Here is a 25,494-nt window from a genome sequence, read left to right as displayed (position 1 = left end):
GGCGCGGCCACCGCCGTCCCGCGTCGCTACCGCTTCACCGACCGCAGGACCACGAACTTCGGATCGCTCGCGACCAGTTCGCTGTTGCCGAAGATCCGGCGCAGTGTCACGTGGTAGCCGAGGTGCCGGTTGCCGATCACCCACAGCTCGCCACCCGGCCGCAGCGCGTCGCGCGCCCCGGTGAACATGCGCCGGGCCGTCGCGTCCGTCGTCGCCTGGTGGCTGTGGAACGGCGGGTTGTTCAGTACGAGGTCCACCGTTCCCTCCGGTACACCCGACAGACCGTCGCCCACGCGGAACTCCGCCTTCCGCCCCGCCCCGGCGTTCGCCCGGAAAGTGGCCTCCGCCGACGCCACCGCCTGGAACGACTCGTCGGTGAACAGGATCTCGGCCTCGGGGTTGGCCAGGGCGACCGCCGTACCCACCACACCGTTGCCGCACCCGAGGTCCGCGACGCGCTCGGGGCCGCGGGACCGCGGGAGGTGGCGCAGAAAGAAGCGCGTGCCGATGTCGAGGCGCTCGGCGCAGAAGATGCCGGCGTGGTTGGTCACGGTGATGCCGGACACCACACCGACGTCGGACGGCAGCGCGTAACTGCGCGGCCACGGGTCGCTGCCACGGGCGAGGTCCGGGTCCGGCGTACAGAAGATGAGCCGTGCCTTCTTCACCGCCAGTGACGTCCGTGTCGTACCGAGAAGCCGCTCGAACAGCCTGAGCGTAGAGGTGTGGATCTCCTTGGTCATCCCCGTGCCGACGACGACGGTGCCCGCGTGGACGTGCGGGGCGAGCCGGTGGAGCTGGTCCTCAAGGAGCGCGAGGCTCTTGGGCACGCGGATCAGGAGTACGTCGATCCGCTCCGGCGGGGCTTCGCGGGTGGACAGGAGCCGCACCGCCGACGGGTCGGCCCCGTTGCGTTCCAGGTTCAACCGGGTCGCCTGCTGGGCGAGGAAGGAGTCGGTGACCTGCGTGGGACGGCAGCCGGCGAGCGCGGTGGCCAGGGCGCCCCAGCGGTCGCCGACCACGACAACGGTGCCGGACAGGTCCGCCGGAGGAGTGTCGCCGGTTCCTTCGAGGTGCCGCAGCAGGTACTCGTCGGCCGCGTCCCAGGCGCGGAGCCTGTCGCGGGGGTCCTCGGGGAAGCGAACGAGGTCGTACTCGCCCAGTGACGTCGTCAAATGGTTCATTGTGCCCTCAGGCTAGCCGAGCGGCCGCTCCCCTCACTCCGGGTCGCTCCGGGTCAGTCCGCCATGGCGTAGGTGGCGATGACGAGACACATGAACGGCACCACGATCGCGGCCACAACGGCCGCCACGATGAGGATCGCCTTGATCACCCTTTCCGCGGTCCGGTGGTCGCGGACGGGCCGCACGGGGCCTCGGGAGGCGAGCTCGTGTTCGTTCATGGGGCCAGCCTGTCGATCTCGGCGGCGTTACGCATCCGTAGACGTACTCACGCGGACGTACTTACGCGGACGTGTTCACGCGCGACGGCTGCCTGCCTGCCGGGTCAGAGGGCGCGCAGGACACCGACGTGACGCGGGCCGCGCCGCCCGCCGCGGCCACCGCCTTGTCGAGGATGGCGGTCGCCCGGTCGCCGGCGCGGATGGTGACGGCGAGGGTCCGGCGCACTCGGTATCCGGTCACCACGGAGCCGCCTGAGCCGTCCGGCTCAAGGACGGGCGTCAGGCTGAGACGCAGAGTGCCCGCGTCGCGCGGGGCGACGCCGTTGGCCTCAAGGGTTTCCAGTACGCGACGCGTCACAGCGGTGTTGTGGTTCATCGCCTCCGAGGCTGTGCGCTTCACCGACTCCACCACGACCGTGGCCAGCACCGTCTTGCAGGCGAGGGCGGGCCGGGCCACTTCAGTGGCCGGTACGGTCCGGTCGCCGCCGGACGCCGCCCCGGCGGACGCGGTCCCTCCGGCCAGCAGGCCGACGGCGAGGGTGGCGGTGACGAGCGACCTGGTCACGCAGGTGGTGGCGGTGGGCACGAACAACGCGGTCTCCAGATGTCAGCGGCTCGGTGGGCCGACCAATACCGACAGGGTTCGGTCATGCACTCGCGTCGACCGTTCCACGGGTTCGGCACAGGCGCGAGTTCCGGGGGCCGGCTCTACTCCATTCGTTGCATAAAAGTGCGGGGTTGCGTATAGTCATGCCATCGACGAGGAGGATTCGATGGCGGTACGTGCAGCAGTGGCAGGGGCGAGTGGATACGCGGGCGGTGAACTGCTCCGGCTGCTCCTCGCCCACCCCGGCGTCGAGATCGGCGCCCTGACCGGCCACTCCAACGCCGGGCAGCGCCTGGGCTCCCTCCAGCCGCATCTGCTGCCGCTGGCCGGGCGGGTGCTGGAGCCGACCACCGCCGAGGTCCTCGCCGGGCACGACGTCGTGTTCCTCGCGCTTCCGCACGGCCAGTCCGCCGCCGTCGCCGAGCAGCTCGGCGACGAGGTGCTCGTCGTCGACATGGGCGCCGACTTCCGGCTCCAGAACGCCGCGGACTGGGACCAGTTCTACGGTTCGCCGCACGCCGGGACCTGGCCGTACGGCCTCCCCGAACTCCCCGGCGCCCGCGCCGCGCTCGAAGGCTCCAAGCGGGTCGCCGTCCCCGGCTGCTACCCCACCGCCGTCTCGCTCGCACTCTTCCCGGCGTACGCCGCGCAGCTCGCGGAGTCCGACGCCGTGATCGTCGCCGCCACCGGGACCTCCGGCGCGGGCAAGGCGCTCAAGCCGCATCTGCTCGGCAGCGAGGTGATGGGTTCCATGTCGCCGTACGGCGTCGGCGGCGGCCACCGCCACACCCCCGAGATGATCCAGAACCTCAGCGCCGCCGCGGGGGAGCGGATCACCGTCTCCTTCACGCCGACGCTGGCCCCCATGTCCCGCGGCATCCTCGCCACGTGCAGCGCCAAGGCGAAGCCGGGCGTGACAGCGGCCGGCGTACGGGACGCGTACGAGAAGGCGTACGCCGACGAGCCGTTCGTGCACCTCCTGCCCGAGGGGCAGTGGCCCGCGACCGCCTCCGTGTACGGCTCCAACGCCGTCCAGATCCAGGTCGCGTACGACGAGGCCGCCGGCCGCGTCATCGCGATCAGCGCCATCGACAACCTCACCAAGGGCACCGCCGGCGGCGCGGTGCAGAGTATGAACATCGCCCTCGGACTTCCCGAGGACACAGGTCTTTCCACGACAGGAGTGGCACCGTGAGCGACGCCCGCGCAGCCGCCGGGCTGCAGGCAATGACGAAAGCCGCACCGCTGCGCTGCGCGGGCGGAGAAGCGAACGAGGAGATGCAGTGAGCGTCACGGCACCGAAGGGATTCACCGCGGCGGGCATCGCCGCGGGGATCAAGGACAGCGGCGGTCCCGACCTGGCCCTCGTGGTCAACAACGGGCCCCGCCTCGCCGCCGCGGGCGTCTTCACCACCAACCGTGTGAAGGCCGCGCCGGTCCTGTGGTCCGAGCAGGTCGTCAAGGGCGGCCAGATCTCCGCCGTCGTCCTCAACTCGGGCGGCGCCAACGCCTGTACGGGCCCCAAGGGCTTCCAGGACGCCCACGCCACGGCCGAGAAAGCCGCGGAGGTCCTCAAGGGCCACAGCGCCGGTGAGATCGCCGTCGCCTCCACCGGCCTCATCGGCATCACCCTCCCCATGGGCAAGCTCCTCCCCGGCATCGAGAAGGCCGCCACCGAGCTCTCCGCGCACGGCGGCGAGAAGGCCGCCATCGCCATCAAGACCACCGACACCGTCCACAAGACGGCCGTCGCGGGCGGCGACGGCTGGACCGTCGGCGGCATGGCCAAGGGCGCGGGCATGCTCGCACCCGGCCTCGCCACCATGCTCGTCGTGCTGACCACCGACGCCGACCTCGAAGCCGGCGTACTCGACAAGGCACTGCGCGACGCCACCCGCGTCACCTTCGACCGCGTCGACTCCGACGGCTGCATGTCGACGAACGACACCGTGCTGCTGCTGGCCTCCGGCGCGTCCGAAGTGACCCCCGGATACGACGAGTTCGCCGCGGCCGTACGCACCGTCTGCGACGACCTCGCCCGCCAGCTCATCGGCGACGCGGAGGGGGCCAGCAAGGACATCCGCATCGAGGTGATCAACGCGGCGACCGAGGACGACGCCGTCGAGGTGGGCCGCTCCATCGCCCGTAACAACCTCCTCAAGTGCGCCATCCACGGCGAGGACCCCAACTGGGGCCGGGTGCTGTCCGCGATCGGCACCACGAAGGCCGCCTTCGACCCCGACCGGCTCAACGTCGCCATCAACGGCGTCTGGGTCTGCAAGAACGGCAGCGTCGGCGAGGACCGCGACCTGGTCGACATGCGCTACCGGGAGGTCAGGATCACCGCCGACCTCGCGTCCGGCACCGAGTCCGCGGTCATCTGGGCCAACGACCTCACCGCCGACTACGTCCACGAGAACAGCGCGTACAGCTCATGAGCACCCGCAAGCACACCGCCCTGCCCAAGGCGCAGATCCTCGTCGAGGCGCTGCCCTGGCTCACCCGCCACCACGGCCGGACCGTCGTCATCAAGTTCGGCGGCAACGCCATGATCGACGAGGACCTGAAGGCCGCCTTCGCCCAGGACGTCGTCTTCCTGCGGCACGCCGGTCTCAAGCCGGTCGTCGTGCACGGCGGCGGCCCGCAGATCAGCGCGCAGCTCGACCGGCACGGCCTGGTGAGCGAGTTCAAGGCGGGGCTGCGGGTCACCACCCCCGAGGCCATGGACGTCGTACGCATGGTCCTGGCGGGCCAGGTGCAGCGCGAGCTCGTCGGGCTGCTCAACCAGCACGGGCCGCTCGCCGTCGGCATGACCGGCGAGGACGCGCACACCATCACCGCCACCCAGCACTACCCGCGGATCGACGGCGAGTCCGTCGACATCGGGCGGGTCGGCGAGATCACCGCCATCGACACCGGCGCCATCCAGGCCCTGCTCGACGACGGACGTATCCCGGTCGTCTCGTCCATCGCCCGCAGCGCCGACGACCACCACGTGTTCAACGTCAACGCCGACACCGCCGCGGCCGCGCTGGCCGCCGCGCTCGGAGCGGAGACGCTCATGGTCCTCACCGACGTCGAGGGCCTTTACGAGGACTGGCCCCACAGCGACGAAGTGATCAGCCGGCTCACCGCCAAGGAGCTGGAGAGGCTGCTGCCCGAGCTCTCCAGCGGCATGGTCCCCAAGATGGAGGGCTGCCTGCACGCCGTACGCAACGGGGTCAACACCGCCCGCGTGATCGACGGCCGTGTGCAGCACTCGATCCTGCTGGAGATCTTCACCGACGAGGGCATCGGCACGATGGTCGTGCCCGACCAGCACGAAGGGGGAACGACGAAGTGACCGCGAACCAGGAGCTGACGCAGCGCTGGCAGGGCGTGATGACGGACAACTACGGCACGCCCAAGCTGTCGCTCGTACGCGGCCGGGGGGCGAAGGTCTGGGACGCCGACGGCAAGGAGTACGCCGACTTCGTCGGAGGCATCGCCGTGAACGCGCTGGGCCACGCCCACCCCGCGATCGTCGAGGCCGTGTCCCGCCAGGTCGCCTCCCTCGGCCATGTCTCCAACCTGTACGTCGCCGAGCCGCCCGTGGCCCTCGCCGAGCGGCTGATCCAGCTCTCCGGCCGCCCCGGCCGCGTCTTCTTCTCCAACTCCGGCGCCGAGGCCAATGAAGCCGCCTTCAAGATCGGGCGCCTCACCGGCCGTACGCACATGGTCGCCACCGAGGGCGGGTTCCACGGCCGGACCATGGGCGCCCTCGCCCTCACCGGGCAGGAGGCCAAGCGGACCCCCTTCCTGCCGCTGCCGGGCGATGTCACCCACGTCCCCTTCGGAGACGTCGACGCCCTGCGCGCCGCCGTCACCACCGACACCGCACTGCTGATCATCGAGCCGATCCAGGGCGAGTTCGGCGTCGTCGTCCCGCCCGAGGACTACCTGCGGGCCGCCCGCGAGATCACCCGCGCCACCGGCACCCTGCTCGTCCTCGACGAGGTCCAGACGGGCATCGGACGGACCGGCCACTGGTTCGAGTACCAGGGGCACGACGCCGTCGAGCCCGACGTCGTCACCCTCGCCAAGGGCCTCGGCGGCGGCCTGCCGATCGGCGCCACGCTCGCCTTCGGCGCTGCCGCGGACCTCCTCAAGCCCGGCCAGCACGGCACGACGTTCGGCGGGAACCCCGTCGCGTGCGCCGCCGGACTGGCCGTACTGGACACCATCGCGGCCGACGGACTCCTCGACCACGTCAAGCGGATGGGAGAGAAGCTGCGCGACGGAATCGAGTCACTCGGGCACCCGCTGGTCTCCCACGTCCGTGGTGCGGGTCTGCTCCTGGGTATCGTGCTCACCGAGTCTCTTGCTCCCCAGGTGCAGCAGGCGGCTCAGGACGCCGGTCTCCTGGTGAACGCGCCCGCCCCCGATGTCGTACGCCTCATGCCGGCGTATCTCATCGGGGACGAAGAGGTGGAGACGTTCCTCCGGGCCCTGCCCGGCGTTCTCGACACCGCACACGGGGACCGACGATCCGGAGAATGACACCGATGACCGAGGCGCAGGCGCAGGACCACGAGCACGGCGGGCCTGCCGTACCGCAGACCCGCACCGCCAGGCACCGCCGGATCGTGGACATCCTGAACCGGCAGCCGGTGCGCTCGCAGAGCCAGCTGGCCAAGCTCCTCGCCGACGACGGGCTGAGCGTCACCCAGGCGACGCTCTCCCGTGACCTCGACGAACTGGGCGCGGTGAAGATCCGCAACACGGGCGGCGAGCTGATCTACGCCGTACCGAGCGAGGGCGGCTTCCGCACCCCGCACGCGCCCCTCGGCGAGTCCGCCAAGGAGGAGCGCATGCGGCGCCTCTCCGGCGAGCTCCTCATCTCCGCCGAGGCGTCGGCCAACCTCGTCGTGCTGCGTACGCCGCCGGGGGCCGCCCAGTTCCTGGCCTCGGCCATCGACCAGGCCGAGCTGAACGCCGTCCTGGGCACCATCGCGGGCGACGACACGCTGCTCCTGATCAGCCGCGACCCGGCGGGCGGCCAGGCGCTGGCCGACCACCTCCTGCGCCTGGCCCAGAACGACCGTTAGCGAGGCCGGGCGCTCGGCTCAGTCCGCCCGCGCGGGCAGCGGCAGCGGCAGCGCGGGCAGGCCGTCCAGGCTCTTGCCGAGGTACTCCTTCTTCTCGCAGTACGCCGCGAACTCCTCGTCCGTCTTGCGGGCGAAGTGCTCGGCGTGCTGCGTCCGTTCCTCCTGGTACTCCATGAACGGGACGGCGAAACCGCAGCTGTCGCTGATGCGCCGCGCGTGCACCACGACGATGGCGCGGGCGCTCGGCCCGTCGACGTCCTTGAAACGCGTGATGAGACCCGGCCACCGTGAATCGTCCCGGAACACGGCCTCACCCTGCCCGTGCACCCGCAGCACCTTGGGCGGCCCGGAGAAGGCGCACCACATCAGGGTGACGCGCCCGTTCTCCCGTATGTGCGCGACGGTTTCCGCGGTGCTCCCGCCGAAGTCCAGGTACGCCAGCGTCATTTCGTCCAGTACGACGAGGGTCCCGGCCCGCCCCTTGGGCGATACGTTGACGTGCCCGTCGGCGGTCAGTGGCGCTGTGGCGGTGAAGAAGACCGGCTGGTCCTCGATGAAGGTGCGGATTCGGCCGTCTATCCGTTCATAAAGCTTTCCCATGCTAATGATTATGCGCGCCAACTGCACATACCTGGCAGTGTTTCAGCTGCTGCAACGAGCTCGTTGTCTAGTGCCTGGCCGCCGGCTGCCCGCTGTGTTCACGGACCTGCTCCGGCGTCAGGTACACGGAAGTGTTCTCGAAGTCCTGGAGGGTGCCGGCCCGTCGGGCCTGGAAGTCCGTACGGACGAAGTCGTCACCGGCGACCGCGTTGAGCGTCCAGTTGGTCATGACCCGGGTCCTGGCGGTCATGGTGGGCAGCGCCAGCAGGTGGTAGCCGCGGGCCACCGCCTGGGCGGGCAGGCCGTGCAGCTCCACGCCCAGGGGCTTGGAGACCGCGTCCCGGCCGCCGAGGTCCACGACCAGGCCGAGGTCCTTGTGCACGTACGGCTTCAGCGGCATGCCACGCAGCCGGGCGACGATGTTGTCGGCGAGGACCTTGCCCTGGCGCTGGGCGTGCTGCGCGGTCGGCGGGCACATCGCGTCGCCGCCCTTCGCGACGTCGGGCACAGCGGCCGCGTCGCCCGCCGCGAACAGGCCGTCGAAGCCGGGGACGGTCAGCTGGGGCGTGGCGGCGAGACGGCCGCGTACTGTCTCCGCTCCCAGCGTGGCCACCAGGGGGCTCGCGGCGACTCCGGCGGTCCAGATGAGGGTGTGCGACGGCAGCGTACGGCCGTCGGTGAGCCTGACGGACGTCGCGTCGACGGAGGCGACCGAGGTGCCGAGCGAGAACTCGATGCCCCGGTAGCGCAGCATCGCCATGGCCTTCTCGCCCAGCTTCTCGCCGAGTTCGGGCAGCAGCCGCGGGGCCACGTCCACCAGATGCCACTTGATCTGCGCCCGGTCCAGATTCGGGTAGCGCTCGACCGCCGCGGAGGTGAGGCGCTGCAGGCAGGCGGCGGTCTCGGTGCCGGCGTAACCTCCGCCGACGACCACGAACCGCAGCCGCGCCTCCCGTTCGGCCTGGTCCGTCGTGGCGGCGGCGATGTCGAGCTGGGCGATGACGTGGTCGCGCAGATGGGCCGCCTCGGCCAGGGACTTCATGCCGCGTCCGTGGTCCCGCAGGCCGGGGATGTCGAAGGTGCGGGTGGTGCTCCCGGCCACGAGGACGAGCTGGTCGTACGATTCGGCGATCACCTCGCCCGTGATCTTCCTGATGACGCACACCTTGGCCCTGCCGTCGATGCCGATGGCGCCGCCGGGGCAGATCCGCGTGCGGCGCAGCCGGCGGCGCAGCGACACCGCGACGGACTGCGGGGTGAGAACCCCCGCCGCCACATGCGGCAGCAGCGGCAGGTAGAGCTGGTAGTCGGACGGTGACACGAGCACCAGCTCGGCCTCGCGGGGAGCCAGTTTCCGTTCCAGCCGCTGGAGGCACTGGACGCCGGCGAAACCCGCGCCGACCACGAGGATCTTCGGTCGCGTCATAGCTGTCCACTGCTCCTTACGGCTTTCCGGTGGCCCGCAGCCCGCGTTTCCACCTTCGGCGTACGGACGAGAGGCCGCCCCCCGGCGAGGTGCATTCGGGGGGAGGGCCCGCGGCGCCGGGCACGGTTCACGGGCGCCGGCCGGCTCCCTCGGGCCCCTCCACCTGCTGGGCACGGCACAGAGACCGGTAGTGGTCACTGGTGTCGAGCAGTTCCTCGTGGCTGCCCGTGGCGACGATCTCACCCGCGTCGAGTACGACGATCAGGTCCGCGGCGTGGATCGTCGAGAACCGGTGCGCGATGACCAGCAGCGCGCACTCGCCGCTCGTCCGGCGGATCGACCGGCGTAGCGCCGCCTCGTTCACGGCGTCGAGGTGGGCGGTCGGCTCGTCGAGCAGCAGCAGGCTGGGCCGGGTGAGCAGGGACCTGGCGATGGCGATGCGCATGCGTTCGCCGCCGGAGAGCGCCATGCCGTGTTCCCCGGCGTCGGTGTCGAGGCCGCGCGGCAGCCGGGACGCCAGCTCCGTGAGCTGGGCCAGCTCCACCACCCGGTCCAGTTCGCCGGCGCCGGCCTCGGGGGCGGCGTACAGCAGGTTCTCCCGCAGCGTGCCGTACATGACCGGGGCGTGCTGCTCGACGAGCCCGATCCGGGCGCGGTGCTGGGCGCGGCTGAGGGTCCGTACGTCGCGGCCCTCGAACAGGACAAGTCCCTCGTCGGGGTCGTAGAAGCGCTCTGCCAGCGCGAAGACCGTCGATTTTCCGACGCCGGAGCTGCCGATCAGGGCGACATGACCGCGTGGCGGCACCTCGAACGACACCCCGCGCAGCACCGGATGCCGCGGGTCGTAGCCGAACCAGACGTCCCTGAACTCCAATACCGGCGGGCGGGTCACCTCGGTCGCCGGGGAGGTGACGTCGTACCGGCGCCCGCTGTCCGGCTCCTGCGGCAGGTCGAGGATCTCGGCGATCCGCCGCAGCGCTCCCGCGCCCTGCTGCATGGTGCTCACGGCCTGGAAGACCGCGCCGACCGGCCCCACCAGATAGAGCATGTAGAGCAGGAAGGCGGCCAGGTCGGCGACCGAGCCGCCCTGGCCCGCGACCCGTACGCCGCCGATGAGCAGGACCACGAGGAACGACCCGTGGAGCGTCAGGTCGATCGCCGGTGTGACCACCGCGTCCAGCTTCCCCACCCGTACGCCCGCGGAGAACGCCGACCGGGCCTGTGCTCCGATGCGGTCCGCCTCCCGCCGTTCGGCGCGACTGGCCCGTACGGTGCGGATGGCGCCCAGGGCCCGCTCCAGTTCCGCGGTCATCGATCCGGTGGCCTGCTGGGCGTGGAGCGAGGCGCGGGCGATGCCGCGCAGCACCGAGGCGACGACCAGCGCGCCGAAGGCGATCATGGCGATGACGACGAGGAAGAGGGCCCAGTCGAGCCAGATCATCAGGGCGACCACACCGGCCAGGCCGATGCTGCCGGTGACCGCGTCGGTGAAGCCCTGGGCGATGAGCAGGCGCAGGGCTGTGCTGTCGGTCCCGGCCCGCGAGATCAGGTCGCCGATCCGATGCCGGTCGTACGTCCTCATGGGCAGCCGCAGCAGATGGTCGATGAGGTTGAGGCGTACGCCCAGAACGACCCCTTCTCCGGTGCGCGCCAGGACGTAACCGGCCACCGCCTCGACCAGCGCCTGGGCGACGAACAGCGCGACCAGCAGGACGACGGACCCGGCGACGGCCGTCCCCGCACCGGACGAGTCGATCACTCGCCTGACCACCAGAGGCTGGGCCAGACCCAGTGCCGAAGCGATCAGCGTCAGCGTCACCGCGCCCGCGATCCACCGCCGGTGCCCGCGCAGTACGCGCAGGACCTCCCGCGGTGCGGTGAGGTGTCCGCCGCCGGGCACGCCGTCGCCACCCGTGCCGCTCATGGCACCGTGAAGAAGGCCCGGAAGTAGTCGGGCGGGGCGTCCTCGCCGACGGGAACACCCGCGGCCTCCACCCAGGCGTGCGCCGCGAACGGTGCCACCCGCCGCGCCCCCACACACCAGACCGGCCACCGTCCGTGCAGGCGGCACAGCAGGGCGGTGGCCAGTGACCGGGGCAGGCAGCCTTCCGGCGCGGCGCAGGCCAGGCTGACGGCCACCACGGTCTCGCGGGCGGCCAGCGCCTCGTCGTAACGCGCGGGACGGGCACCACGGCTGACGCGGCGGAGTACCGCCCGGATGCGCCGCGGAGGGTGACGCGCCAGCAGCCGGGCAAGGCCGACGACCAGCCGCACTTCGGCCCGGCGCGCCGGGGGCACCGCGCGCGGTTCGTGAGAGAGGGCTTGCGGAAAGGTCACTGGGCTCTCCTTCTCCTACCGCTCCACCAGGCCGGACGAGTCGAGTGCCTCGACCAGGCCCCGTACGTCGTCGCGCGCGCTCTCGGCATCGACGTCGCAGGTATCGGTCAGGTCCCGCACCGCCTGCTCCGAGGTGCCGCCGCGCAGCAGGAGCCGCAGGACCTGCGCGCCGGTGGGGTTCAGCTCCCAGTACTCGCCGCTGTCCTCGTCGAGCAGCGCGATTCCGTAGTCGGTGTCGGCGCAGGACACGCCGGTACGCAGCTTGAGTGTCATGGCATCGCTCCCGCGGTCGGTTGGGCGGCGGCCCGTTCCCAGGTACGCAGCCAGATTTCGCAGGCCACGCTCTGGTAGAGCCCGCCGTGCAGATCGTGGGGATGGTTGGGGTCGAGGGGCCGGGTGCAGATCCCGCGCAGTTCCGCCGCGTCGATCAGTCCCAGCCGGCCCAGCCGGGAGTCGTCCCACAGGGCGAGCAGGTCCGCCCGGTTCGTGCGCAGCGCGACATTGAGGTCGCAGATTCCCCCGGATTTGGTCTGCCGCGTCAGGCTCGCCGGAGGGATGATGCCGCGCATCGCCGCCAGGATCAGCGGCTTGTACTCCCAGGGGGTGCCCTTCTCCTCCGGCCGCACCGCGAGGCTCGCTTCGAGCACGCGGTCGTCGAAGTAGGGCGCGGCGAGGGTGATTCCCGCCCGGTCGGCGAGCCGGGCGATGTGACGCACGGGGTGGGCCGCGTACTGGATTCCCTCCAGTTCGAAGTGCTGCCCCTGGCGCCCGGCGAGCGGCTCGGCGGTGGGTGCCTCCGCGCGGATCAACTCCCTTACGGCGCCGACCGCTTCCGGCGTGGCCCACGGCGGCAGACTCGGAGGGGACCCCCAGCCCAACGACACCCCGTCCTGCGCCGAGGGAGTGGTGAGCCGGTCCGCAGCTCCCAGAAGCCAGCGGTCGTACGGACGACGGTCGGCCAGCTCCCGGAGCAGTTGCTTGCGGGACCACCCGTGCTTCGTCGCCAGGACGTTGAGCTGCCGCAGGGCGACAGCGGGGCGCGTACGCAGCAACGTAAGCAGGTGGGACGTCGAGGAGGCCAGCAGCTCGTCTCCGCCGAAACCCGTCAGGTGCAGCCGGCACCCGTGTGCTGCGGCGCGTCCGGCGATGGTGAGCCAGCGGGCGTGATCGGCGATGCTCCCGCAGGGCTCGTCGAACAACTCGTCCACGTCCAGCAGCCCGTGGTAAATCAGCGGCATCTCGTCGGACGGGATGACGTGGTGTTCCACGCCACCGTCGAGCGCGGCCGCCGTGCGGGTCGCCCACAGCACGTCGTCGTCGAGCGGATCGGGACTCGCCGCGGTGCAGGCCACGACCTTGGACCGGCGGGCCGCCAAGGAGCACACCGACGTCGAGTCCAGTCCGCTCAGATCGCAGCCGACCGGATCACGGCCTCCGGTACGGGCGTCCACCGCGGCCGTCAGCGCCGCGCGCAGCCGTTGCGCCCCCTGAGCCAACGGCAGCTCGGGCTCGGGTGGCGTCCACCAACGGATCTGCCGGGCACGGCCGCTCTCGTCGAGCAGCAGATAGCGGTCGGTGGGCAGGAAGGTCACGTCCCGCCACACCGGTTTGTCCGACAGGGGGTGAAGCACGGGCGGCACCAGCAGATGAACGGCGAGCCGCCGTTCGTCCATGCCGGACCCGAGGAGCAGCGCGAGTACATCGGCCCGGTCCGAGGCGGCTGTGACTCCGTTGATCTCGGCGGAGAACACCCGCCGCAGGCCGGTGACGGTGCCCTGTACGCGTACTTTCCCGGCCACCGAGGCGATCAGATGCGAACTGCCCGTCAATTCGGCGGCCAAGGCGTCGACATCGCCGGGGGTCCGCACGCGTTCGGCGCTCCGGCTCACCCGGCGCCGGTCGGCGCTCGCGTGCTGGCCCAGCACGGCGACTTTGCTGTCTCCCGCCTCCGCGGCGGCCATCTCGTCGACGGCCCACCGGCCCAACACCCATGGCTGCCCCGACGGGTGACTGACGGTCACGTCCGCGTAGCCGCGCAAAGCCCGCGCAAGGGGGCCCGCCGCCGCGCAGTCGGGAAGAACGACGAACCATGAGGGAACCGCTGCCAGTCCGGTCAATCCGGCCATGGGGCCCCGCTTTCGCTGGACGGGCCTGGTGGCGGTATCCAGCACCGCCACCAGGGTTCCGCTTCTCTCGGGTGACCTCAGCCGACCAGGCGGTGGCGGTGGAGAATGTCAGGAGGGCCTGTCCTCTTGACTCGTCCGCCGGTCACCTTCCCGAACGAACCCATCGGAGTCAGGGTCGGACGCTCGTAGGTGCGCATTTCGGTACACCTCCCTTCGCGTTCCTCTCGATGTGCCGACCCGCGCGGCCACAGCCGTGCGCGAAGGCAGCAGGAACCTGAACCTGAGGGTCTTGGCTGGACAGTCGCCCCAGCGCGCACTCGAACGCGGGCGCGTCATCAGCGGCGCGTCATCAGCCATCCGGCGCCGGCTCCGTGCCCTGGAGCACGCTCGCCGTACGCCATTCCAGGCTAGGCCTTGATCCGCATTCGCGCATCGCGTCCGCCCGCCCCGGCGCCTCGGGGACCGGGTTGACGAAACATACGGAGTGCTGCATAGTTATGCCTACTACCGCATGCATCGTAAGGAGAAACCCGTGACCGAGCGCGTCGTACTCGCCTACTCGGGCGGCCTGGACACCTCCGTCGCCATCGGCTGGATCGCCGAGGAGACGGGCGCCGAGGTCATCGCCGTTGCCGTGGACGTCGGCCAGGGCGGCGAGGACCTGGACGTCATCCGCAAGCGCGCGCTCGCCTGCGGTGCCGTCGAAGCCGAGGTCGCGGACGCCAAGGACGAGTTCGCCGAGGAGTACTGCCTCCCGGCGATCAAGGCCAACGCCCTCTACATGGACCGCTACCCGCTGGTCTCCGCCCTCTCGCGGCCGACCATCGTCAAGCACCTCGTCGCCGCCGCCAACAAGCACGGCGCCTCGATCGTCGCCCACGGCTGCACCGGCAAGGGCAACGACCAGGTCCGCTTCGAGGCCGGCATCTCCGCGCTCGGCCCCGACCTGAAGTGCATCGCCCCGGTCCGCGACTACGCGATGACCCGCGACAAGGCGATCGCCTTCTGCGAGGAGAAGAACCTCCCGATCGCGACCACCAAGAAGTCCCCGTACTCCATCGACCAGAACGTCTTCGGGCGCGCCGTCGAGACGGGCTTCCTGGAGGACATCTGGAACGCCCCGATCGAGGACATCTACGAGTACACCTCGAACCCGGCGCTGCCGCGCGAGGCCGACGAGGTCGTCATCTCCTTCAAGGAGGGCGTCCCGGTCGCCATCGACGGCAAGCCCGTCACCGTCCTCCAGGCGATCCAGCAGCTCAACGAGCGCGCCGGCGCCCAGGGCATCGGCCGGATCGACATGGTCGAGGACCGGCTCGTGGGCATCAAGTCCCGTGAGGTGTACGAGGCCCCCGGCGCGATCGCACTGATCACCGCCCACCAGGAGCTGGAGAACGTCACCGTCGAGCGCGAGCTGGCCCGCTACAAGCGGCAGGTCGAGCAGCGCTGGGGCGAGATGGTCTACGACGGCCTGTGGTTCTCCCCGCTCAAGCGCGCCCTGGACGGTTTCATCAACGAGGCCAACCAGCACGTCACCGGCGACATCCGGATGACCCTGCACGGCGGCCGCGCCGTCGTCACCGGCCGGAAGTCCGACGAGTCGCTGTACGACTTCAACCTGGCGACGTACGACTCGGGCGACACGTTCGACCAGTCCAAGGCGCAGGGCTTCATCGAGATCTTCGGCCTGTCGTCGAAGATCGCGGCGAAACGTGACCTGGCGTAACCCGAACTCGTTCGACAGCCGCCTCCCCGACCCTCTGCGGCGGGGAGGCGGTCGCACATCCCCACCCTTGAGGAGCAGTAGCTGTGAGCAGCAACAACGGTGACGTCCGGCTCTGGGGCGGCCGTTTCGCCGACGGACCGGCCGAGGCCCTGGCCAAGCTCTCCGCGTCCGTCCACTTCGACTGGCGTCTCGCGCCGTACGACATCGCCGGTTCCCGCGCCCACGCCCGCGTGCTCCACAAGGCGGGGCTGCTCACGGCGGACGAGCTGGAACGCATGCAGGCCGGTCTCGACCAGCTCGAAGCCGATGTCGCGAACGGCTCCTTCGTCGGCACCATCGCCGACGAGGACGTGCACACCGCCCTGGAGCGCGGCCTCCTGGAGCGCCTCGGCCCCGACCTCGGCGGCAAGCTGCGCGCCGGACGGTCCCGCAACGACCAGGTCGCCACGCTCTTCCGGATGTACCTGCGCGACCACGCCCGCGTCATCGGCGGCCTGCTCGCCGAGCTCCAGGACGCGCTCGTCGGCCTCGCGGAGGCCCACGCGGACGTGGCCATGCCCGGCCGTACGCACCTCCAGCACGCCCAGCCGGTCCTCTTCGCCCACCACGTCCTGGCCCACGCCCAGTCCCTCTCGCGGGACGCCGAGCGGCTGCGGCAGTGGGACGAGCGGACGGCCGTCTCGCCGTACGGTTCAGGGGCCCTGGCGGGTTCCTCCCTCGGCCTGGACCCGGAGGCGGTGGCGGCCGACCTCGGCTTCGAGCGCGGCTCCTCCGGCAACTCCATCGACGGCACGGCGTCGCGCGACTTCGTCGCCGAGTTCGCCTTCATCACCGCGATGATCGGCGTCAACCTCTCCCGGATCGCGGAAGAGATCATCATCTGGAACACGAAGGAGTTCTCCTTCGTCACCCTCCACGACGCCTTCTCCACCGGCTCGTCGATCATGCCGCAGAAGAAGAACCCCGACATCGCCGAACTCGCCCGCGGCAAGTCCGGCCGGCTCATCGGCAACCTCACCGGCCTGATGGCGACCCTGAAGGCGCTGCCCCTCGCGTACAACCGCGACCTCCAGGAGGACAAGGAGCCGGTCTTCGACTCCTGCGACACGCTCGAAGTCCTGCTGCCCGCCTTCACCGGCATGCTGGCCACGCTCACCGTCAACCGCGAGCGCATGGAGGAACTGGCGCCGGCCGGCTTCTCGCTCGCCACCGACATCGCCGAGTGGCTGGTCCGGCAGGGCGTGCCGTTCCGCGTCGCCCACGAGGTCGCCGGTGAGTGCGTCAAGGAGTGCGAGCAGCAGGGCATCGAGCTCGACCAGCTCACCGACGAGCAGTTCGCCAAGATCTCCCCGCACCTCACCCCCGAGGTGCGTACGGTCCTGAACGTCGCCGGCGCCCTCGCCTCCCGCAACGGGCGCGGCGGCACCGCGCCCTCCGCGGTCGCGGTCCAGCTCGACGAGGTCAAGGCCGACTTGGCGATCCAGCACGCCTGGGCCACCGCCAAGAACTGAACCGCGCGGTGCGGTTGAGTACGGTAGTGAGGGACCGTACTCGACCGGACCCGCGGGGAGGCCACGATGCCCTTTGCCCGGCTGGCGGCGGTGACCACTGCCACCGCCCACTTCGGACTCGGCCTCGCGGCCCTCGGCCGTCCGGCGTACATCACGCCCGGCCGGGACCGAGATCTGCCCGGCGGCCGCAGCCCCGACGCCCTGCGCAAGCGCGCCCACGAACTGCTGGACGCCGCCTACGCGCAGGGCGTCCGGTATTTCGACGCCGCGCGGTCCTACGGCCGCGCCGAGGAGTTCCTCGCGCAGTGGCTGCGCGCCAGGCCCGAGATCCAGGACGTGGTGATCGGCAGCAAGTGGGGCTACACGTACACGGCCGACTGGCGCTCCGACGCCGAGGTCCACGAGGTCAAGGACCACAGCGTGGAGGCCTTCGAGCGGCAGCGCGCGGAGACCGACGCCCTGCTGGGCGAGCGTCTCGATCTGTACCAGATCCACTCCGTCACCCCGGACAGCCCGGCGCTCACCGACCCCGCGCTCCACGCCCTCCTGGCGGAGTTCGCCGCCGGTGGCGTCACCGTCGGCATCTCCACCAGCGGCCCCGCCCAGGCCGACGCCATCCGGGCGGCGCTCGCCGTGACGGTGGACGGCGAGCCGCTGTTCCGTACGGTCCAGGCGACGTACAACCTGCTGGAGACCTCGGCGGCGCAAGCGCTGGCCGAGGCGCACGACGCGGGCCTGACCGTGATCGTGAAGGAAGCCCTGGCGAACGGCCGGCTCGCCGGTTCCGCCGCCCCGCCCGCCCTGCGAGCGGTCGCCGCGGAGACCGGCTCCACCTGCGACGCGGTCGCTCTGGCGGCGATCCTGCGGCTGCCGTGGGCGGGTGTCGTCCTGTCGGGCGCCGCGACCGTGCTCCAGTTGTCGGCGAACCTGCACGCCGCGGTGGTGGATCTCGACGAGGGGCAGCTGGCTCGCCTCGCGGAGCTGCCGGAGGAGCCGGCGGCGTACTGGAAGCACCGCTCACAACTGCCCTGGAGCTGAGCTGAGCTGAGCTGAGCTGAGAAGCCGATCCGGGATTTCGGGACATTTATGTCTCATTCGGGTTATGGTTGTCTCATGACAGTCGATCGCGAGCAGGTGCTCCGCACCGCGGCCGCCCTCCTCTCCCGCAAGGCGACCGCGACCATGGACGAGGTCGCCAAATCGGCCGGCATCGGCCGGGCCACCCTGCATCGCCACTTCGCCGGGCGTGACGCCCTCGTCAAGGCGCTCGAAGAACTCGGAATCCGCGAGTTCGAGGCGGCGCTCGACACCGCCCGGCTCGACGAGGGGACCGCCGAGGAAGGACTGCGCCGCCTGATCGCGGAGATCGAGCCCGCCGCCGGTCTGCTCGCCTTCCTCGTCACCGAGAACCAGCTCTTCGAGGGCGCCCACGTCAACGAGGGATGGGGCCGTCTGGACGCGCGCGTCTCCGCGCATTTCCGGCGCGGCCAGCAGCAGGGCGAGTTCCGGATCGACCTCACCCCGGCCTGGCTGACCGAGGCCCTGTACGGGCTCATCGGCACCGGAGCGTGGGCCGTCCAGGACGGCCGGGTGGCGGCCAAGGACTTCCAGTACATGATCGTCGAGTTGCTGCTCGGCGGAGCACGTCGGAACGTGGAGCAATGACCAGTAGCGGCCGGCACCCGATGGCGCGGGAGGCCATCCACCACCCCGGCCGCTGGCTGGCCCTCGGCGTACTCGTCCTCGCCGTGCTCCTGGTCGCCGTCGACGCGACCGTACTCGGCCTCGCGACACCCTTCCTCAGCGAGGACCTCCAGCCCTCCGGCACCCAGCTCCTGTGGATCGGCGACGTCTACTCGTTCATCATCGCCGGACTTCTCGTATCGATGGGCAGCCTCGGCGACCGGATCGGCCGCAAGAAGCTGCTGCTGACCGGCGCCGTCGCGTTCGGCGCGGTCTCCGTGCTCAACGCGTACGCCACCAGCCCCGAAATGATGATCCTCGCCCGCGCCCTGCTCGGTGTGGCCGGTGCGACGCTGATGCCGTCCACGCTCGCGCTGATCCGCAACATCTTCCACGACGCCGAGGAACGCAGCTTCGCCATCGGCGTCTGGGGCGCCGCGGCCTCGGCGGGCGCGGCCGTCGGCCCGGTCGTCGGCGGCTTTCTCCTGGAGAACTTCTGGTGGGGCTCGGTCTTCCTCATCAACGTGCCCGTGATGCTGATCCTGGTCCTCGTCGGCATCAAGCTGCTGCCCGAGTCCAAGAACCCGGCCCCCGGCCCGTGGGACCTGCTCAGCGTCGGACTCTCGCTCGTCGGCATGGTCTGTGTCGTGTACGCCGTCAAGGAGGCGGCGGCGCACGGCTTCCGCTGGGACATCGGACTCACGGCGGTGGCCGGTGTGGCGGCGCTCGTCTGGTTCGTACGGCGTCAGCTCACGCTTCCGTCGCCGCTGCTCGACATGCGCCTGTTCCACCACCGCGGGTTCTCCGGCGCGGTCCTCGCCGACCTGCTGACCATCCTGGGCCTGTCCGGCCTGGTCTTCTTCCTCTCGCAGTTCCTGCAACTCGTCCAGGAGCGCTCGCCTCTGGAGTCGGGCCTCATCGAACTGCCCGCCGCGGCCGGCGCGGTCGCCGCGGGTCTGGTGGCGGGCTACGTGGCGCGCAGGGTCTCGGTCCGCAGTGCGGTGACCGGCGGCCTGGTGGCGCTCGGGATCGGGCTGGCGAGCTGCACCGTGGTCACGGCGGACACCGGCGTGGTGATGCTGGTGTCAGCCATGATCGTCGGCGGCATCGGGGCGGGGCTGGCCTTCACCGTGACGGCGGACGTCATCCTGTCCAGCGTCCCCAAGGAGCAGGCGGGAGCCGCGTCGGCCGTATCCGAGACGGCGTACGAACTGGGCGCGGCGCTCGGTATCGCACTGCTCGGCTCGATCGTGACCGGCATCTACCGCGGCTTCACGGTGCCCGCGGGCACCCCCGGCGATGTGGCGGACGCGGCGCACGACTCGCTCGGCGGGGCCGTGGAGTCGTCGGCGGCGCTCCCGCCCGAACAGGCCGCCGCACTGATCTCCATGGCGCAGGACGCGTTCACCGACGGCTTCCAGGCGGCGGCGTGGGTGGGCTCGGTGGTGCTGTTCGCGACGGCGGCCGCCGCATGGTTCATGCTGCGGGGCCAGAAGCTGGCGGTGGGCATCGTCGCGGACGAGCCCTGAGGGACGGCGTACGGCGGAGGGGCCGTGCCACCCGTCGGTGGCACGGCCCCTCCGCGTTACGCCCCCGTCGCCTCAGGCAGCCTTCGCCTTGGTCGCGTACATGTCCACGTACTCCTGGCCGGACAGCCGCATGACCTCCGCCATCACGGAGTCCGTCACCGCCCGCAGCACGTACCGGTCGCGGTCCATGCCCTCGTAGCGGGAGAACTCCATCGGCTCACCGAAGCGCACCGTCACCTTGCCCGGACGCGGCAGGCCGGCGCCGCCCGGCTGGAGCTTGTCCGTACCGATCATCGCGAACGGCACCACCGGGGCGCCGGTCATCAGCGTGAGGCGGGCGATGCCCGTACGGCCGCGGTACAGGCGGCCGTCGGGGGAGCGGGTGCCCTCCGGGTAGATCGAGAAGATCTTGCCCTCTTCGAGCACCCGGCGGCCGGTCATCAGCGCCGCGACACCGCCGCGCCCGCCGTCCCGGTCCACCGGGATCATGCCGCAGCTCGTGAAGAACCAGGCCATCAGCCGGCCCTTGAGCCCCTTGCCGGTGACGTACTCGTCCTTGCCGATGTAGTAGACCTGCCGGTCGCAGCAGACCGGCATGATCATCGAGTCGATGAACGTCAGATGGTTGCCCGCCAGGATGACCGGACCGGTACCGGGAATGTTCTGGGCGCCCTCCACCTGTGGGCGGAACATCAGGCGCAGGATCGGTCCGAGCACTGCCTTGATGAGCGCGAGACGGGACAACGGTTCCTCCGGTGTCGTGGCCGAGTGGGGCGTGGCGGCCGGGTCTGGATGAGTCTGTGCAGGTGAGGACGATACTCGCGGTGTCCGGCCGACCGCACATCGGGTTCATCACATCGATACGCAGTGTTGACGTGTGTTTCCACCCCGTTCCGTCCAGAGTCTCCTCCGTGTAAGACGTAGGCACCTACGATCGGGCCTTCGCTTTAGCGGGAAACTTCGCGGGAAACATGCGACATCACAGAGGAGCGTTCATGACACAGGGCGGACAGGCAAAGCCGGGGCGGCGCAGCGTTCTCGGCGCGGCCGTGCTCGGCGCGGGCGGCGTCACCCTCGGGCTGCCGGGCACGGCGGGCGCCGCCGCGGGCAAGGGCCACGGCTCGTACCGTGACCTGCCCGTACCGACCGTCGTCGCGCACCGGGGAGCCAGCGGCTACCGCCCCGAGCACACCATCGGCTCGTACCAGCTTGCCCTGGACATGGGCGCGCATGTCATCGAGCAGGACCTGGTGCCGACCAAGGACGGGCACCTCGTCTGCCGCCACGAGAACGACATCACCGGCACCACGGACGTCGCGGCGCACCCCGAGTTCGCCTCCCGCAAGACGACCAAGTCCGTCGACGGCGTCTCTCTGACCGGCTGGTTCACCGAGGACTTCACGCTCGCCGAGCTCAAGACGCTGCGCGCCAAGGAGCGGATCCCGGGCACCCGGCAGGAGAACACGCTGTACGACGGCCGGTGGACGATCCCCACCTTCGAAGAGGTACTGCGCTGGGCCGAGCACGAGGGAAGGGCGCGCGGCCGGCGGATCTGGCTCCACGTCGAGACCAAGCACCCCACGTACTTCCGAGGACTCGGCCTCGGCCTGGAAGAGCCCCTCGCCGACCTGCTGCGCAAGTACGGCCGCCACAAGAAGAACGCGCCGAACTTCCTCCAGTCCTTCGAGCCCAGCAGCATGCGGCGGATGGCCGAACTGGTCGCCGCGCCGCGTGTCGTCCTGCTGGACGCCGCGGACACTCGGCCCTGGGACTTCGTCCAGGCGGGTGACCGGCGTACCGTCGCCGACCTGGTCAAGCCCGAGGGCCTGAAGTGGATCGCCGGCTTCGCCCAGGGCATCGGCCCCTGGCTCGACCTGATCATCCCCAAGGACGCGGCGGGCAAGCTGGGCAGGCCGACGACGCTGGTACGGGACGCGCACGCGCAGGGCCTGGTCGTTCACCCCTACACGATGCGCAACGAGAACACCTTCCTGCCCGCCGACTTCAGGCGCGGCACCGATCCGGCGGCGTACGGCGACGCCTTCGGCGCCTTGAAGCTCTACTTCGAGCAGGGCATCGACGGGATCTTCTCCGACAATCCGGACACGGCACTGCTGGCGGCGGCGGACTTCGCGCGCCACCGCTGACCGCCTGGTGGTGCGGGCCGGTGACCACGGACGGGTGACAGTGGTGCCGCGCGGCAACCGCCGGCCGCCGGCGCCACGTCCCGCCTGGCATGACCCTCCCCATGCCTGCCGCCCCGCCCACGGCCGCGTCGCCGTCCGCCCTGTTCAGCTCGCTGCGCCCGCTGCTCGCCGCCGAAGCCGTGGCGGAGGCCGCGGGCGGGGGAGTCGAGCCCGGCGACCTGGAACAGGCCGTATGGCTGCGGCTCCTCGAACTCCTCGACGGGTCGGGCCCGCCGCCCGACCCGGCGGGCTGGCTGCTGCACGCCGTACGGACCGAGGCGAGCCTGGCCCGGCGCGCGACGCGGCGCGAACTGCCGTACCCCTCCCCGCCGGCCGCCACAACCGACACCGCCTGCCCGGAACGCGCCGCGCTGAGTGCCGAGCGGCGCCGCGTGCTGCGGGCGGCGGTGGGCAGGCTGCCCGGCCGGTGCCGGCGGCTGCTGGACGCGATGCTGTCGCCGGCGGACCCCACGTACCGGGAAATCGCAGGGGAGTTGGGAATGTCACAAGGCAGTTTGGGGCCCATGCGTTCCCGTTGCCTGGGATGCCTGCGCAGAATGCTCGCGGCGGAGGTTGCAGCTCCTGGGCAAAGGGGAATGGAGCGATAAGCAACCGGCGTATCAGGCGAGCGGGAGGCATGCACACATGGGCATGAGCGTGACCATCTCAGCGGCAACGGCGCAGGATGCCGAGCAGATCCTCAAGTTGCAGTACCTGTGCTACCAGAGCGAGGCCGAGCTGTACGGCGACTACCGCATCGAGCCGCTCACCCAGACCCTCGACGACCTGCGGGCCGAACTCGGGCGCGGCCACGCGCTGGTGGCGCGGCTCGGCGACGAGGTGGTCGCGTCCGTGCGCGCGGCGGTCGACGAGGCGGGGACCGCGCGGATCGCCAAGCTCATCGTCCATCCCCGGATGCAGCGGCACGGGCTCGGCGGGCGGCTGCTCGACGCGATCGAGGAGTACGTCGCCGGGGAGCCGGCGGCCAAGCGCTTCCAGCTCTTCACCGGTCACCGCAGCGAGGGCAACCTGCGCCTGTACCGCAGCCACGGTTACGCCCCGGTCGCCACGGAACAGGTCGCCCCCGGCTTCGCGCTGGTGACCCTCCAGAAGGAACCGGCACCCCAGGCGTACGCGGCGAGCGCGTAGGGGGCGGGTCGGCCCTGCGGGGCTTGTTCCCCACCCCGCCCCTTCCCGAACTGGGGGCAAGCCCCCAGACCCCGGACGCCCTCCGGGCGTGTCCTCAAACGCCGGACGGGCTGGATATGCGGGGGTGGGCTGGATGTTGCCGCTTGCGGCAATTCTCCAGCCTCTCCGGCGTTTGAGGAGCGGGGTCTGGGGCGGAGCCCCAGTTCGGGAAGGGGCGGGGTGGGGAACAAGCCCGCCGCAGGCGTCCGCCCCACCCGCGCCGCCCCCCTACCCGCGCCGCCCCGCCTTCCGCAGCCACACCACGCCGGTGACCGGCAGCAGCACCGGAATGAACAGGTACCCCTTCCCGAACGCCGACCACACCGTCGCGTCCGGGAACGCCGACGGCTCGATCACCGTCCACGTCCCCACCACCAGCACCCCCACAAGCTCCGCCGCACAGCACACCAGCGCGGCCCGGCGAGCCGTCTCCCCGCCCCGCACCAGCGTGTACGTGATGAACGCGTACACCACGGCGGCCACGGCCGACAGGGTGTAGGCGAGCGGCGCCCGGTCGTACTCCGTGGCGATCTGGTAGACCGACCGGGAAACCGCGCCGACCGACATGACGCCGTACAGCCACACCAGCAGCAGACCGGGCCCCTTGACCAGCCGCGCGCGCCCGGCGACGGACTCACTCACGGACTCATTCACGGTCAGCCTCCCCAGATGTCATGGAGCCGGACTTCGAGCACAGCCAGTACGACCGCGCCGGCCGCGACCGTCACCGAGCCCCAGCGAGTCCGCTCGGCCAGCGACAGGAAACCGGCCGCGGGCACCGCCGCGAGCGCCCCGACGAGATACGAAACGAAGATCACCGCGCCCTCGTCCGGCTTCTCGCCGCGCGCCAGCCGCACGACGCCGACCACCAGCTGGGCGAGCGCGAGCACCGTCACGACGGCCATGCCGATGAAGTGCCAGTCCTTGGTGGGCTGATCGCGGAAGGCGGCGTAACCGCACCACGCGGCGAGTACGAGCGCGGCCACGGAGACCGCGACCGTCAGGGCGTCAAGCATGACGACGAGCGTATTACGGCCGTTTACGTTGGCGACAACGGGTGGGCGTAGGGTCGGTCTCCATGAAGATCGACGCCGAAGCCCTCCTGTTCGACAACGACGGAACGCTCCTCTCCTCCATGGAGTCGGTGATCCGCTGCTGGGCCCGCTGGGCGGCGGAGTACGGCATATCGGCGGAGGAATTCGCGGCCGTCGAGCTGCACGGACGTCCCGCCGCCGAGATCGCCGCCGATCTGCTGCCCGCGGACGTGGTGCCGGGCGCGGTGGCCCGTATCGAACAGCTTGAGGTCGAGGACGTGACCGCTCCCGGCGCAGTCGTGCTGCTCCCAGGAACCGCCGCGCTGCTCGCGAGCCTCCCCGCCGACCGCTGGGCCGTCGTCACCTCCGCCACCCGCAGGCTCGCCGAGGCGCGGCTGGCCGAGGCCGGCATCCGCCCCAAGGCGATGATCGCCGCGGACGACATCACGCGCGGCAAGCCCGACCCGGAGCCCTACCTGCTGGCGGCCCGCAGGCTGGGGGTGGACCCGGCGCGGTGCGTGGTCTTCGAGGACGCTCCCGCCGGGCTCCGGTCCGGCCGCGCGGCGGGCATGAAAACCGTGGCGTTGGCCACAACCCACGACGCCTCCGAGCTGGTCGCGGACGTCGTCGTCAGTGACCTCTCGGCGGTGTCGGCGCAGGCCACGCACGGCGGCGTGGAGATCGTCATCGCCGGCTGACCGCGACCGGCAGGACCCCATGGCGAGACAGAAGCGTCCGCTATTCGGACAGGGATGATCGGTGCGTACGCACGTCTGGTTTACTCATCGCATGACCACGACGAGCAGCCGCACCAGTGCGACCGAGGCGACGATGACGCCCGGTGCTCGTTGTATGTGTCGAATGTGCGCCTTCTGAGGGCCCCTGCCTGAGCCTCGCGCCCCGAAGCGAGACCCGACAGCCGCGCCCCGCGTCCACCCGAGTGCGTACGTACTCCACGGACCGGGCCTGCCTGCCCCGCGCACGCGTTGCCTCCGGTACCCACCGACCCAGCCGTGCCACGTCCACAAGACGAATGCCCCGTGCCCGGCGGA

General features: G+C 71.1%; 27 protein-coding genes. 14 read left to right on the top strand and 13 right to left on the bottom strand.

Features of this window, described 5'->3' with window-relative positions; all coding sequences use genetic code 11:
- Window positions 1-26: 26 nt before the first annotated feature.
- From G412_RS0130940 to G412_RS40000, 3 genes are all read right to left on the bottom strand, one after another.
- The gene (locus tag G412_RS0130940; RefSeq protein ID WP_028815413.1) at window positions 27-1,184 is read right to left on the bottom strand and encodes a methyltransferase; all 1,158 of its coding nucleotides are present in this window, start codon (window positions 1,182-1,184) and stop codon (window positions 27-29) included.
- A gap of 53 nt (window positions 1,185-1,237) precedes the next feature.
- Window positions 1,238-1,402 carry a hypothetical protein gene (locus G412_RS40005; RefSeq protein ID WP_157839220.1) on the bottom strand — a complete coding sequence of 55 codons (165 nt, stop codon included), beginning with the start codon at window positions 1,400-1,402 and terminating at the stop codon, window positions 1,238-1,240.
- A gap of 61 nt (window positions 1,403-1,463) precedes the next feature.
- Complete coding sequence (locus tag G412_RS40000) at window positions 1,464-1,988, bottom strand: SIMPL domain-containing protein (protein ID WP_157839219.1); 525 nt, start codon at window positions 1,986-1,988, stop codon at window positions 1,464-1,466.
- Window positions 1,989-2,175: 187 nt separating this feature from the next.
- Between G412_RS40000 and argC the strand changes: the two genes are divergently transcribed.
- From argC to G412_RS0130900, 5 genes are all read left to right on the top strand, one after another.
- Window positions 2,176-3,204 carry an N-acetyl-gamma-glutamyl-phosphate reductase gene (argC, locus tag G412_RS0130925; protein ID WP_028815411.1) on the top strand — a complete coding sequence of 343 codons (1,029 nt, stop codon included), beginning with the start codon at window positions 2,176-2,178 and terminating at the stop codon, window positions 3,202-3,204.
- An 88-nt stretch (window positions 3,205-3,292) separates the two neighbouring features.
- On the top strand, window positions 3,293-4,447 hold the full coding sequence (gene argJ / locus G412_RS0130915) for a bifunctional glutamate N-acetyltransferase/amino-acid acetyltransferase ArgJ (protein ID WP_028815410.1): 1,155 nt from the start codon (window positions 3,293-3,295) through the stop codon (window positions 4,445-4,447).
- Window positions 4,444-5,352 carry an acetylglutamate kinase gene (gene argB / locus G412_RS0130910; RefSeq protein WP_028815409.1) on the top strand — a complete coding sequence of 303 codons (909 nt, stop codon included), beginning with the start codon at window positions 4,444-4,446 and terminating at the stop codon, window positions 5,350-5,352. The genes argJ and argB overlap by 4 nt, the downstream gene beginning before the upstream one ends.
- Window positions 5,353-5,390: 38 nt before the next feature.
- Window positions 5,391-6,548, top strand: a complete 1,158-nt coding sequence (locus G412_RS0130905; RefSeq protein ID WP_051338739.1) for an acetylornithine transaminase — start codon at window positions 5,391-5,393, stop codon at window positions 6,546-6,548.
- Window positions 6,549-6,553: 5 nt separating this feature from the next.
- Window positions 6,554-7,096 (top strand): arginine repressor, encoded by a 543-nt coding sequence (locus tag G412_RS0130900; RefSeq protein WP_028815407.1) that lies wholly within the window; start codon window positions 6,554-6,556, stop codon window positions 7,094-7,096.
- 18 nt (window positions 7,097-7,114) lie between these two features.
- On the opposite strand, the gene G412_RS0130895 is transcribed toward G412_RS0130900, so the two are convergent.
- The 7 genes from G412_RS0130895 to G412_RS41890 form a co-directional block, all read right to left on the bottom strand.
- Entirely contained in the window at window positions 7,115-7,696 is a 582-nt protein-coding gene (locus G412_RS0130895; protein ID WP_028815406.1) for a pyridoxamine 5'-phosphate oxidase family protein, read from the bottom strand.
- Window positions 7,697-7,763: 67 nt separating this feature from the next.
- Entirely contained in the window at window positions 7,764-9,122 is a 1,359-nt protein-coding gene (locus tag G412_RS0130890) for an NAD(P)/FAD-dependent oxidoreductase (protein ID WP_028815405.1), read from the bottom strand.
- A 127-nt stretch (window positions 9,123-9,249) separates the two neighbouring features.
- On the bottom strand, window positions 9,250-11,046 hold the full coding sequence (locus G412_RS0130885) for an ABC transporter ATP-binding protein (protein ID WP_037650518.1): 1,797 nt from the start codon (window positions 11,044-11,046) through the stop codon (window positions 9,250-9,252).
- Complete coding sequence (locus G412_RS0130880; protein ID WP_028815403.1) at window positions 11,043-11,459, bottom strand: lasso peptide biosynthesis B2 protein; 417 nt, start codon at window positions 11,457-11,459, stop codon at window positions 11,043-11,045. Before G412_RS0130880 ends, G412_RS0130885 begins: the two co-directional genes overlap by 4 nt.
- Window positions 11,460-11,474: 15 nt before the next feature.
- Window positions 11,475-11,732 carry a lasso peptide biosynthesis PqqD family chaperone gene (locus tag G412_RS0130875; protein ID WP_028815402.1) on the bottom strand — a complete coding sequence of 86 codons (258 nt, stop codon included), beginning with the start codon at window positions 11,730-11,732 and terminating at the stop codon, window positions 11,475-11,477.
- On the bottom strand, window positions 11,729-13,585 hold the full coding sequence (locus G412_RS0130870; RefSeq protein ID WP_028815401.1) for an asparagine synthase-related protein: 1,857 nt from the start codon (window positions 13,583-13,585) through the stop codon (window positions 11,729-11,731). The genes G412_RS0130875 and G412_RS0130870 overlap by 4 nt, the downstream gene beginning before the upstream one ends.
- A 77-nt stretch (window positions 13,586-13,662) precedes the next feature.
- Complete coding sequence (locus tag G412_RS41890) at window positions 13,663-13,782, bottom strand: keywimysin-related RiPP (protein ID WP_425274527.1); 120 nt, start codon at window positions 13,780-13,782, stop codon at window positions 13,663-13,665.
- A gap of 335 nt (window positions 13,783-14,117) precedes the next feature.
- On the opposite strand from G412_RS41890, the gene G412_RS0130865 reads away from it, so the two are divergent.
- The 5 genes from G412_RS0130865 to G412_RS0130845 all read left to right on the top strand — a co-directional run bounded on the left by G412_RS0130865 (window position 14,118) and on the right by G412_RS0130845 (window position 20,034).
- The gene (locus G412_RS0130865) at window positions 14,118-15,311 is read left to right on the top strand and encodes an argininosuccinate synthase (RefSeq protein WP_028815400.1); all 1,194 of its coding nucleotides are present in this window, start codon (window positions 14,118-14,120) and stop codon (window positions 15,309-15,311) included.
- Window positions 15,312-15,394: 83 nt separating this feature from the next.
- Complete coding sequence (gene argH, locus G412_RS0130860) at window positions 15,395-16,822, top strand: argininosuccinate lyase (RefSeq protein WP_028815399.1); 1,428 nt, start codon at window positions 15,395-15,397, stop codon at window positions 16,820-16,822.
- A gap of 66 nt (window positions 16,823-16,888) precedes the next feature.
- Window positions 16,889-17,860 (top strand): aldo/keto reductase, encoded by a 972-nt coding sequence (locus G412_RS0130855; RefSeq protein ID WP_028815398.1) that lies wholly within the window; start codon window positions 16,889-16,891, stop codon window positions 17,858-17,860.
- Window positions 17,861-17,935: 75 nt separating this feature from the next.
- Window positions 17,936-18,487, top strand: a complete 552-nt coding sequence (locus G412_RS0130850; RefSeq protein ID WP_028815397.1) for a TetR/AcrR family transcriptional regulator — start codon at window positions 17,936-17,938, stop codon at window positions 18,485-18,487.
- Window positions 18,484-20,034: an MFS transporter gene (locus G412_RS0130845; RefSeq protein WP_028815396.1), complete on the top strand. Its 1,551-nt coding sequence runs from the start codon at window positions 18,484-18,486 to the stop codon at window positions 20,032-20,034. The genes G412_RS0130850 and G412_RS0130845 overlap by 4 nt, the downstream gene beginning before the upstream one ends.
- A gap of 72 nt (window positions 20,035-20,106) precedes the next feature.
- Here G412_RS0130845 and G412_RS0130840 read toward each other — a convergent pair whose 3' ends face one another.
- Complete coding sequence (locus G412_RS0130840) at window positions 20,107-20,778, bottom strand: lysophospholipid acyltransferase family protein (RefSeq protein ID WP_028815395.1); 672 nt, start codon at window positions 20,776-20,778, stop codon at window positions 20,107-20,109.
- A gap of 251 nt (window positions 20,779-21,029) precedes the next feature.
- Between G412_RS0130840 and G412_RS0130835 the strand changes: the two genes are divergently transcribed.
- From G412_RS0130835 to G412_RS0130825, 3 genes are all read left to right on the top strand, one after another.
- Window positions 21,030-22,181 (top strand): glycerophosphodiester phosphodiesterase, encoded by a 1,152-nt coding sequence (locus G412_RS0130835; protein ID WP_028815394.1) that lies wholly within the window; start codon window positions 21,030-21,032, stop codon window positions 22,179-22,181.
- Between the two features lie 101 nt (window positions 22,182-22,282).
- Window positions 22,283-22,828, top strand: coding sequence for a sigma-70 family RNA polymerase sigma factor (locus tag G412_RS0130830; RefSeq protein ID WP_037650513.1), 546 nt, complete (start codon window positions 22,283-22,285; stop codon window positions 22,826-22,828).
- 37 nt (window positions 22,829-22,865) lie between these two features.
- Window positions 22,866-23,369: a GNAT family N-acetyltransferase gene (locus G412_RS0130825; RefSeq protein WP_028815392.1), complete on the top strand. Its 504-nt coding sequence runs from the start codon at window positions 22,866-22,868 to the stop codon at window positions 23,367-23,369.
- Window positions 23,370-23,636: 267 nt separating this feature from the next.
- Here the strand turns inward: G412_RS0130825 and G412_RS0130820 are convergent, their stop codons facing one another.
- Complete coding sequence (locus G412_RS0130820; protein WP_244283349.1) at window positions 23,637-23,975, bottom strand: hypothetical protein; 339 nt, start codon at window positions 23,973-23,975, stop codon at window positions 23,637-23,639.
- Window positions 23,976-24,064: 89 nt separating this feature from the next.
- Window positions 24,065-24,424 carry a hypothetical protein gene (locus G412_RS0130815; protein ID WP_028815390.1) on the bottom strand — a complete coding sequence of 120 codons (360 nt, stop codon included), beginning with the start codon at window positions 24,422-24,424 and terminating at the stop codon, window positions 24,065-24,067.
- A gap of 62 nt (window positions 24,425-24,486) precedes the next feature.
- Here G412_RS0130815 and G412_RS0130810 point away from each other — a divergent pair, with 62 nt between their 5' ends.
- A complete protein-coding gene (locus G412_RS0130810; RefSeq protein ID WP_028815389.1) occupies window positions 24,487-25,140 on the top strand; it encodes an HAD family hydrolase in 654 nt (217 codons plus the stop codon).
- The last annotated feature ends 354 nt before the right edge of the window (window positions 25,141-25,494 follow it).

Origin of the sequence: Streptomyces flavidovirens DSM 40150, from assembly GCF_000429085.1 — a bacterium.
GTDB classification, from domain to species: Bacteria; Actinomycetota; Actinomycetes; order Streptomycetales; family Streptomycetaceae; genus Streptomyces; species Streptomyces flavidovirens.
This window is presented reverse-complemented; position numbering and strand designations above follow the sequence as displayed.